The 9,106-nt window shown below is 51.7% G+C and carries 6 protein-coding genes and 23 tRNA genes; all 29 read right to left on the bottom strand.

Features of this window, described 5'->3' with window-relative positions; genetic code table 11:
- Positions 1-363 precede the first annotated feature (363 nt).
- Complete coding sequence (locus tag JUE30_RS10845) at positions 364-825, bottom strand: Fur family transcriptional regulator (RefSeq protein ID WP_203624834.1); 462 nt, start codon at positions 823-825, stop codon at positions 364-366.
- Positions 826-934: 109 nt separating this feature from the next.
- Positions 935-3,052: an LTA synthase family protein gene (locus JUE30_RS10840; RefSeq protein ID WP_203624833.1), complete on the bottom strand. Its 2,118-nt coding sequence runs from the start codon at positions 3,050-3,052 to the stop codon at positions 935-937.
- A 172-nt stretch (positions 3,053-3,224) separates the two neighbouring features.
- Entirely contained in the window at positions 3,225-3,467 is a 243-nt protein-coding gene (locus tag JUE30_RS10835) for a YkuJ family protein (protein ID WP_125758275.1), read from the bottom strand.
- 46 nt (positions 3,468-3,513) lie between these two features.
- Entirely contained in the window at positions 3,514-4,572 is a 1,059-nt protein-coding gene (locus JUE30_RS10830) for a lysylphosphatidylglycerol synthase transmembrane domain-containing protein (RefSeq protein ID WP_203624832.1), read from the bottom strand.
- Positions 4,569-5,603, bottom strand: coding sequence for a glycosyltransferase family 4 protein (locus tag JUE30_RS10825; protein ID WP_203624831.1), 1,035 nt, complete (start codon positions 5,601-5,603; stop codon positions 4,569-4,571). The genes JUE30_RS10830 and JUE30_RS10825 overlap by 4 nt, the downstream gene beginning before the upstream one ends.
- 2 nt (positions 5,604-5,605) lie before the next feature.
- Entirely contained in the window at positions 5,606-6,799 is a 1,194-nt protein-coding gene (locus JUE30_RS10820; RefSeq protein WP_203624830.1) for a glycosyltransferase family 4 protein, read from the bottom strand.
- 181 nt (positions 6,800-6,980) lie between these two features.
- Positions 6,981-7,064 (bottom strand) — tRNA-Leu (locus JUE30_RS10815).
- Between the two features lie 30 nt (positions 7,065-7,094).
- A tRNA-Cys gene (locus JUE30_RS10810) sits at positions 7,095-7,166 on the bottom strand.
- A gap of 18 nt (positions 7,167-7,184) precedes the next feature.
- Positions 7,185-7,256 (bottom strand) — tRNA-Gln (locus JUE30_RS10805).
- A gap of 6 nt (positions 7,257-7,262) precedes the next feature.
- Positions 7,263-7,335, bottom strand: a tRNA-His gene (locus tag JUE30_RS10800).
- Between the two features lie 14 nt (positions 7,336-7,349).
- Positions 7,350-7,420 (bottom strand) — tRNA-Trp (locus JUE30_RS10795).
- An 8-nt stretch (positions 7,421-7,428) separates the two neighbouring features.
- Positions 7,429-7,509 (bottom strand) — tRNA-Tyr (locus tag JUE30_RS10790).
- A 5-nt stretch (positions 7,510-7,514) separates the two neighbouring features.
- Positions 7,515-7,587: transfer RNA gene (locus JUE30_RS10785), tRNA-Phe, on the bottom strand.
- Positions 7,588-7,592: 5 nt separating this feature from the next.
- Positions 7,593-7,666: transfer RNA gene (locus JUE30_RS10780), tRNA-Asp, on the bottom strand.
- Positions 7,667-7,684: 18 nt separating this feature from the next.
- Positions 7,685-7,758 (bottom strand) — tRNA-Met (locus JUE30_RS10775).
- A gap of 11 nt (positions 7,759-7,769) precedes the next feature.
- Positions 7,770-7,857: transfer RNA gene (locus tag JUE30_RS10770), tRNA-Ser, on the bottom strand.
- 9 nt (positions 7,858-7,866) lie between these two features.
- Positions 7,867-7,938 (bottom strand) — tRNA-Glu (locus JUE30_RS10765).
- Between the two features lie 5 nt (positions 7,939-7,943).
- Positions 7,944-8,031, bottom strand: a tRNA-Ser gene (locus tag JUE30_RS10760).
- Between the two features lie 35 nt (positions 8,032-8,066).
- Positions 8,067-8,140, bottom strand: a tRNA-Ile gene (locus JUE30_RS10755).
- Between the two features lie 12 nt (positions 8,141-8,152).
- Positions 8,153-8,223 (bottom strand) — tRNA-Gly (locus JUE30_RS10750).
- Positions 8,224-8,236: 13 nt separating this feature from the next.
- Positions 8,237-8,309 (bottom strand) — tRNA-Phe (locus JUE30_RS10745).
- Between the two features lie 5 nt (positions 8,310-8,314).
- Positions 8,315-8,388, bottom strand: a tRNA-Asp gene (locus JUE30_RS10740).
- 2 nt (positions 8,389-8,390) lie between these two features.
- Positions 8,391-8,464, bottom strand: a tRNA-Met gene (locus JUE30_RS10735).
- A gap of 44 nt (positions 8,465-8,508) precedes the next feature.
- Positions 8,509-8,582 (bottom strand) — tRNA-Ile (locus JUE30_RS10730).
- A 7-nt stretch (positions 8,583-8,589) separates the two neighbouring features.
- A tRNA-Met gene (locus tag JUE30_RS10725) sits at positions 8,590-8,663 on the bottom strand.
- Positions 8,664-8,695: 32 nt separating this feature from the next.
- A tRNA-Pro gene (locus tag JUE30_RS10720) sits at positions 8,696-8,769 on the bottom strand.
- Between the two features lie 4 nt (positions 8,770-8,773).
- Positions 8,774-8,847: transfer RNA gene (locus tag JUE30_RS10715), tRNA-Arg, on the bottom strand.
- 28 nt (positions 8,848-8,875) lie between these two features.
- Positions 8,876-8,947 (bottom strand) — tRNA-Gly (locus tag JUE30_RS10710).
- 28 nt (positions 8,948-8,975) lie between these two features.
- Positions 8,976-9,048: transfer RNA gene (locus JUE30_RS10705), tRNA-Val, on the bottom strand.
- Positions 9,049-9,106: the final 58 nt, after the last annotated feature.

Here is a 9,106-nt window from a genome sequence, read left to right as displayed (position 1 = left end):
TAGCTCGATTTGTTGTTTATTGCGAATTGACTTCGCTCATGTTAATTAATTCTTTTCAACTTTCATTGAAAAGCCCTATCACATTTACGAAACTTTGTTCAGTTTTCAAAGGACTACCTTGTCCAAAAGACAACCTTAACAGTATATCTATCGAACATACCGTTGTCAACATGGCTTTGACTAAATATTCATTAGTTGAATAAACAGTCGTGTGATTCCAATCAGCCTGCTTTTGACAACAACAAGTATCTTACCAGCTATGAAGCGGTCTCGTCAACCATTAATCAGCCAATGACGCGACAAAAAAAATAAACCCGAACGGAGAATAAAGATTCATCTTTCCCGTTCGGATTTATTCATTATCTAACCGTTTTTTGCCTTAGCTGTGGTCTTACCCAACTTGATCTGGCACTCTGGGCACAAGCCATAAACCTCAAGATGATGGCCATCAACGAGGAAGCCGGTCTTGGCGGCGGCCACCGCTTCCACATCTGTCAACTTATCATAACTGAAATCGACAATTTTACCGCAGTTGCGACAAATTACGTGGTAATGGGGCACCAGTGCAAAATCAAAATGAGTCGCGATGTCGCCAACGTTCATCTCTTCAATCAGCCCAAGATCCGCAAGCAGTTTAAGATTATTGTAGACCGTCGCCACACTCATGTGCGGAAACTGCGGCGAAAGCGCCGCGTAAATCTTCTCGGCCGTCGGGTGCGCCTCGCTAGCAATCAAATACTTAATGATTGCATCACGCTGTGGCGTCACCCGAATTTTATTGGCCTTAAGCTGGGCAATCGTTTGGTGATACACAGTTTCTTCCATATTTTTTCACCTACATTAGAATGATTCTTCAGCCGCGATTAGCATACTCCAAAACCCGTGACTCTCCAAACAAGACCTCCGAGTTACTCGGAGGTCTTGTGAGTCACCGCTATTTGGAAGCAGAACTGCTGCTAGCACTGCCACTACTACTGCTACCACTACCATTGTTCGCAAGCTCTGGCGCATCGGTGACATAGTCGGCGTCATACGACTTGCCCCCGTTTTTAGCCAGTGCACTCGTGCCTGCCTGCTGGGCTTTTTTGAGGCTGGCCTGCGCTTTTTTCAAGTTATAATTGTACTTCGTCTTGTCGACCTTCTTGAACCCGGAAGGCGTGTAGAATCTGAGCAAATCGCCATTCAGGACGCGATCAGACAACGACAGTTCTGTCGTGACTTTGTTGGTCGCCGTGTCGATGACCTGCTTCTGGTTGCGTGACAGATTCTTCAATTCTTTACCACTGACGGTATCGTAGTAACTGCTGCCCACCTTGGTGATTGTCGGCGTGACCCAGTCGCCATTTCGGAATGCCACGGTCTGATCATGCTGAGCAGAAAGCAAATCAGTCCCAAACATCACGTTGTTCGCCGTATCGACCCCCAGCAGGTGAAGCAGTGTCGGCAGAAAATCGATTTCACCACCATAAGTGTGGTTGACCCCGCCTTGAAGCCCATCCATGTGAATCATAAACGGTACGCGCTGGTACATCGCATTGTTGTAATCGTTAAAGTCCTTGATCCCGGTCAGCTTGGCCATGGCCTTTTTATGATTATCAGAAATGCCGTAATGGTCGCCGTAGAAAACAACCATGCTCGATTTATCCAGCCCGCTCTTTTGCAGCCAGGCCATGAACTCGCCAATCGACTGATCCAGATAGTGCGCCGTCTGAACATAGCCATCAACCGTTTTATCACCGGTATCCGTCTTGCTGATGGTTTGATTCTTCTTATCCAGCGTGTACGGGTAATGGTTCGTCACCGTAATCAGCTTCGCGTAAAAAGGCTGCGGCAGCTGCTCCACATAACTGGCAGCGTCTTTCAAGAACAGCTTGTCCTTCATGCCGTAGCCAACCTCGCCATCCTTGACCTTCGGGAAGTACTGCTTGGAAAAGAAGTAATCGTAACCCCAGGACTTATATGTATTATCGCGATTCCAGAAACTTGGAACATCCCCGTGCGCCGCCGCCGTCGTGTAACCCTGCTGATCCAAGATCGCCGGCGCCGCCTGGAACGTGTTCGAGGTGCCGTCCGTGCTCATCGCCGAACCTTCAGGCAAACCAAACAAGGAATTTTCCAGCATCATTTCGGCATCGGCGGTTTTGCCTTGGCCGACCTGGTTAAAGAAGTTGTCAAAACTCAGGGTGTTGTTCTCATGGTAAATCTTGTTCAGGTTAGGAGTGACCTCCTGACCGTCCCACTTGTAATCAATCAGAAACTGCTGGAACGATTCCAAGTGAATGATGAAGACGTTCTTCCCCTTGGCCTTGCCGTAGTAACTAACATTTTTGGATACCTGGTGATTTTTGACGTAGGCTAAGACGGAATCGAGGTCTGACGCCTTGGCATTCGCCTTTTCCGCAGACGTCTGGGCGGTTTTCACGCCATCGACGACGGTGTAGGCATTCAGTCCCAGGTACTTGACGATGTAATTATTATCAAACGTGCGGGTCAACAGCCCTGACCGGTCGGAATCCGCCATTGACAGGTTTGCGCCAATCATAAACAGCGCCATGATGGTCACACCGAGGGCAAACCGCTTCTTGATCGGCCGGATGTCGATTCGGATCAGGTGCGTGGCCAGCAGCACGATCAGCACGACGAGGTCAAAGAAGACCAGCCAGTCCGTTGGCTGCAAAATGCCTAACACGCCTTTGCTGAGATTGTTGGACACTGAGCCGGAATCCTTGATCAACGCGAACGTCAGAAAGTCCGAGAACTCGCGGTAATATAAGACATTGGCAAACAGCCACAGCGAGGTCAGAAAGTCGATGATCAGCATCGTGATATAAGACTTGCGACCACTCAAATAAAACGCCAAGCCAAACAGCAAGATGGTGGTCGGCAGCGGATTCAACGCCAACAGCAGGTGCTGCATCTGACCCTTAACGCCCAGGTTAAATTTGGTGTTGTATGCCCAATAGGTCTTGGCCCAAAACAGTGCAATAGCCAGGACAGAAAAACCTAATCGGGTATTAAAAAATCCGCGAATTTTACCGCCGATCGACTTCATACAGTTCCTCCAGATAGTTAATGATAAACACGTACATGAACACAATGGTAAGTCTACACAATCGGCAAACCATTGACAATTCAAGCGGCCCCGCGCGCCTTGGATTTAACGCCATCTTAATGACATTAAATCCAGAGTATACAAAAAGCCGGGCAAGCCCGGCTCAAATCGGCTAGTCCTCGGAATCATCCAGCAGATCGTAAATCTCGATGGCTGCCAGGTCGATGTCGTCAAACTCAAACTTCTGATGCGTTGCCATTTCTTCAAGCGAGTAAGTCTCAGTGGCTGGGTCGAAAGTGACTTCCCCTTTTTCGACGCCCTCTTTTTCAAAGCGGCGCGACTGCACTGAACCGTCCTCGGATTCCTGCATGGCTTCTAAGCGTTTAATAATCGCTACTAATTGTGAGCTTTTCATACGCGGCCCCTTTCTATTCTGTCATAGCGTACCATAAAATTCCGCATTATGGGGACCCAAATCCCGCGTCATCGCATTTTTTTCGTTTTCGGGGCTGGGCCATCCGGTCCGGCGTGACTGCCAAGGCCACACCACCAAGCAGCATCCCGAGGTAATACGTCAGCAGCCGCCAAAGCAGCATCGCCAGCACCAGCTGCGCTTGGCCAGGCACGAACGTCGAAAACAGGGTCTTGAAACTGTACTCCGCGCCGCCAGTGCCGCCAGGGATTGGAAACAGCGACACGATCATGACGATCATCACGTGCATGACCATCACTTCGACGAGGCTGACATGCGCAATGCCAAAGCTTCGCAACACAAAATACGGCACCGAATAGTAAAGCAGCAGCTGAATAAACGTCAAAACGGACGCCTTAAGGACTTTTTGCTTAGCCTGCTTCAGATGCAGGCTCTCCGCATAAAAGGTGTCGATTTTTTCGTCCATTTTCGCCTGCAGCCGTGCCTGACGTTCATCAGAGATGAACCACCCTGCAATGTGGACGAACCAGGCTACCAGTTTTTTGGTGAAGCGGTAATAGTACATCACCAGCAGCAGCCCGATAATCACCGTCACATGGATGACAAACCCGAAGACAATGAGCAAAGACAGCGCGCCAAAGCGGCTGGCCACCTGATTGAAGCCAACAATCAGAGTAAAGACAAAATTGATCAGCACCATGAACTGGTACACGATAAATTTCATCAACAGCACTGAGCTGGCCCGACCGCCTTCCACCCCCGCTTGCATCAAGGCGACAAGCTGAGCCGGCTGGCCGCCGGACGCAAACGGCGTGATGTTGTTGAACAGTTGCTCGACCAAAGGAACCCGAAACGCGGACTTAAAACTCAGCCGCTCACCGTCATGCTCAACAAACATGCGCACTACGAAACTTTCGACGACCCAGGAGCCAATCATCACCAGCAGGCCGCCCAGCAGCCACCACAGGTTCATCGTCGCAAGACTGTGGATCACAGCACGCAGGTCGACCGTCCGCATTTCGAAGGCAAAAATGCCGACGCCAAACAGGACCATGACCAGTGCCGCAATTTTATTTCCGCGGCTCATCCGCGCTGTGCCCCGATTTTAGCCTGGGCCAGGTAAAAGTCATGCCAGACCCGCGCCAAGCGGTCCTCGGAATAAGTCGCCGCCGCCTGCTCGGCCTTTTCAGTGTACTCGCCGCGAAGCGTGGCGTCATTTTTCAGTGCCTGCAATCCGGCACTCATCGCCGCCTGGTCCTTGGCCATCATCGCGTATGGCCTAATGATCTCATCATACAACGCCAAATCGCGCACCATGACAGGCGTACCGGTCGAAAACGCCTCGAGCACCGACATCGGAAACAACTCATCAAACGACGGGAGCAAGAAGACATCCGCGATATTGTAGTAGTCGACCATCTCATCACGCGGCACAATACCAGTGAAGTTCAGATTGGCTGGCGCGTTTTCGACTTCCCCCTTGAGGTGGTCATAGCCGTTGGTGATCATGCCAAACGAGAAGCCGCCAGCCCAGATGAACTGCATCTGCGGGTTGCGCTTCGCCAGGCCAATGAAATCATCGACGCCTTTGCGGTCCTGGACCTGGCCGGCACCGAACACCACGAAGGCGTCCTGGGCGACACCGTGCTTTTTGCGAAGCATTGCCTTCTGCTCGGCGGTCGCCGGATAGAACGTCTCCCGGGAGACAAAGTTGGGAATGAACGTCACCTTGTGTGGGTCAATGCCGTAAGCCGCAAGCTTGGGGATAAAGTTCGGGTTGACGACAACCAGCCGGTCCATTCGCTTGTAAAAGGCAATCGTGTACTTGTCCAGCGTCCACCGAGCCACCCCAGGCAGGCGCAGGCTTTGATCCAAGGTGTCTGGCAGAAAGTGCACGTAGCCGATTTTCTGGCCGCGCCGCTTACTGAAGGTGGAAGCAAAAAAGGCCGGGTCGATCGTGTGGTAATGACTGACCAGGCTTGGAGAATATTTATTGATGCTGATTTTAAACTCGGTAGGAAAATACTTGCGCAATAGGGCAGTCAATTCCGTGTACACGGCGCCGACGCCTTGGCCCGCGACCTTATCCGCTGAGGAGAACATATGAATATCGAGCATGTTTATCCTTTCATCGATGGTTCGTCAAGCCGCTCCGCTTCCTCGGCCATCTCTTCGTCAAACCGCTCCTGCGCCTGTGCGTAGACTTTAAGTACTCGGTCGCCGAACAAGTCCGCGGAAATTGCCCGCAGTTTTGCCTCCCGCGGTGCCGGATCATCAAAGGCGTGAGGATGTTCAAGATAGTTGACCAGCTGATGAACCATTTCCCCTTGGGTAGTAAAAGTCGTGCCAATAGCCGGATCATCAAGCAGACTATTGGTGTAGGTGGCAGCAAGAGCCACCACCTTGCGCTCCGCCGCCAGGGCCTCGATGTAAGTCAGGCCCTGCGACTCGGAATCGCTGGCAGAAACGAAAATATCAGCCGCCCGGTAGTAGTCGGGCACATCCGCATGATCGATCTGCCCGATGAACCGCACATGTTGACCCAAGCCCAGGTTTTGCGCTTGGTGCTCAAGGTCTTCCCGTGCTGGCCCATCACCGACAACCAGCAGCACCGCGTTTGGCACCTCTGCCAGAACACTTGGCATCGCGGCAATCACTTTGTCGATGCGTTTTTCATACGCCACTCGGGACAACGACAGCAAAACGGGCACGTCGCTGAGGCCCAGGGATTCGCGAAGGTGCGGATTCTTGGCGGCCTTGAACTGCGTCAGGTCGACGCCCGTTGGGATGACAGTCATTGGGGTTTTGATGCCATAGCCCAAAAGTGACTGCTTGGCGCGCATCGACGGCGTGATCACCTGGGTCACATGGTAGAGGTAAGCCCGCATGAACTGCTTCACGTGATACGGTCGCAGGAGATGCCCATTCATCACGTAATGCAGGTAATCCTCATACATGGTGTGATACGTGTGCACCGTTGGCACCTTGAGCTGGCGCGCCACAAACTTCCCGATATAGCCCATGGAGAACTCAGTTTGCGTGTGGACCAAGTCCAGCTGCAACTCTTTGGCCACAGAATAGGCATGGAACAACCCCCGAACTGCAACTCGGCGGTCCGTAAAGGACACAAAGGGGACACTAGCAAAGCGAAACACATTGGGCTCCACCGCATCGTCAGACACATGGGGATCCGTCGTGGTGAAAATGTAGACGGAATGCCCCTTCCGCTCCAGATCATCTTTCAGCGTTTTGATTGACGTCGCAACACCGCTCACTTGAGGAAAATAGGTATCAGTGAAAATCCCGATGTTCATCTTTACGCCTCCCAACGCCTTGTTTATTTACAGTATACGACACTCATGCCCGCGAGCAATTTTCAGGCCTTCATAACGTTAAGTTTAACAGAAACCTTACTGAAACCATCCATCTATGGACTGAAATTTACATAACAAGTTTGTCATCTGGTAAAAAAAAAGACCCCTGCAAGGGTCTGTCTACCGCTGATCGGGGTCGAACCGATACTCCATTGCTGGAACCAGATTTTGAGTCTGGCGCGTCTGCCAATTCCGCCACAGCGGCATATTAGAATTTCTCTTGGCTTGTCCAAGAAGGCGGTGATCGGATTCGAACCGACGCATATAGGTTTTGCAGACCTTTGCCTTACCACTTGGCTACACCGCCAGGAGTTGCTCTTCGCAATTGGGATAGCTGGATTCGAACCAGCGCATGACGGAGTCAAAGTCCGTTGCCTTACCACTTGGCTATATCCCAATCAAGGGCGGATTGTGGGAATCGAACCCACGTATGCTGGATCCACAAACCAGTGTGTTAACCACTTCACCAAATCCGCCATAATAAGAAAAGCAGGGATAGTAGGAATTGAACCCACACTGACGGTTTTGGAGACCGTAGTTCTACCTTTAAACTATATCCCTATAAAAAATGGAGGATCTAGGATTCGAACCTAGGAACCCGAAGGAACGGATTTACAGTCCGTCGCGTTTAGCCTCTTCGCTAATCCTCCATAAATGGCGCGGGACGGAATCGAACCGCCGACACATGCAGCTTCAATGCATTGCTCTACCGACTGAGCTACCGAGCCATTAACGGTTCCAACGAGACTCGAACTCGTGATCTCCTGCGTGACAGGCAGGCGTCCTAACCAACTAGACCATGGAACCAACAATATTCAATTGTAATTGCGGGAGCTGGATTTGAACCAACGACCTCCGGGTTATGAGCCCGACGAGCTACCAGACTGCTCTATCCCGCGATAATGTTAAAAGGAGAATGAGGGATTCGAACCCTCGCGTGGTTTGACCCACCTAACGGTTTTCAAGACCGTCCCCTTCAGCCACTTGGGTAATTCTCCATGACCCCATGACCCGTACGGGATTTGAACCCATGTTACCGCCGTGAAAGGGCGGTGTCTTAACCACTTGACCAACGGGCCATCAACGGAGAAGGAGGGATTTGAACCCTCGCACGGTATGACCCGTCTACACCCTTAGCAGGGGCGCCTCTTCAGCCACTTGAGTACTTCTCCATTTTACTATTCAATTTATGCAGCTTTTGCCGCAATGGGCCTAAATGGACTTGAACCATCGACCTCACGCTTATCAGGCGTGCGCTCTAACCAGCTGAGCTATAGGCCCAAAAATCGATCCAGCGGGTGACGAGAATCGAACTCGCGACAACAGCTTGGAAGGCTGTGGTTTTACCACTAAACTACACCCGCGTGTCAGCGGAGATGGCGCGGGACAGAATCGAACTGCCGACACATGGAGCTTCAATCCATTGCTCTACCAACTGAGCTACCGAGCCGACACCGGTTCCAACGAGACTCGAACTCGTGATCTCCTGCGTGACAGGCAGGCGTCCTAACCAACTAGACCATGGAACCAATTGCGGGAGCTGGATTTGAACCAACGACCTCCGGGTTATGAGCCCGACGAGCTACCAGACTGCTCTATCCCGCGATAACGTTAATATTAAACTTTTTCGGTCCTCACTGCAAAGGCGATGGACCTTGTAGGACTCGAACCTACGACCGAGCGGTTATGAGCCGCCTGCTCTAACCAACTGAGCTAAAGGTCCAAGTCGATCGCGGCGGGGGGGATCGAACCCTCGACCTCCCGGGTATGAACCGGACGCTCTAGCCAGCTGAGCTACACCGCGAAAATGCTACTAGGACGATGACCTTCGCCCTATCGGGAAAACAGGATTCGAACCTGCGACCCCCTGGTCCCAAACCAGGTGCTCTACCAAGCTGAGCTATTTCCCGAGGATGCACCCAGTAGGAGTCGAACCTACAACCTTCTGATTCGTAGTCAGACACTCTATCCAGTTGCGCTATGGGTGCATTATTCAATTTTGCTGCCTAAGGCAACAGCGGAAGACGGGATTCGAACCCGCGACCTCCACCATGGCAAGGTGGCGTTCTACCACTGAACTACTTCCGCAAAAAGCTTGGGTGGATCAAAGATCCAATGGAGGATACAGGGCTCGAACCTGTGACCCTCTGCTTGTAAGGCAGACGCTCTCCCAACTGAGCTAATCCTCCATCAATATAAAGCGCGGCAGCTTCCTACCCTCGCAGGCAGTCACCCACCAACTACTCT

Source organism: Lacticaseibacillus sp. 866-1 (assembly GCF_016861825.1).
In the GTDB taxonomy this organism is placed as follows: domain Bacteria; phylum Bacillota; class Bacilli; order Lactobacillales; family Lactobacillaceae; genus Lacticaseibacillus.
Note: the sequence above shows the minus strand (reverse complement) of the source record. Positions and strands in the feature narration are given on the sequence as shown.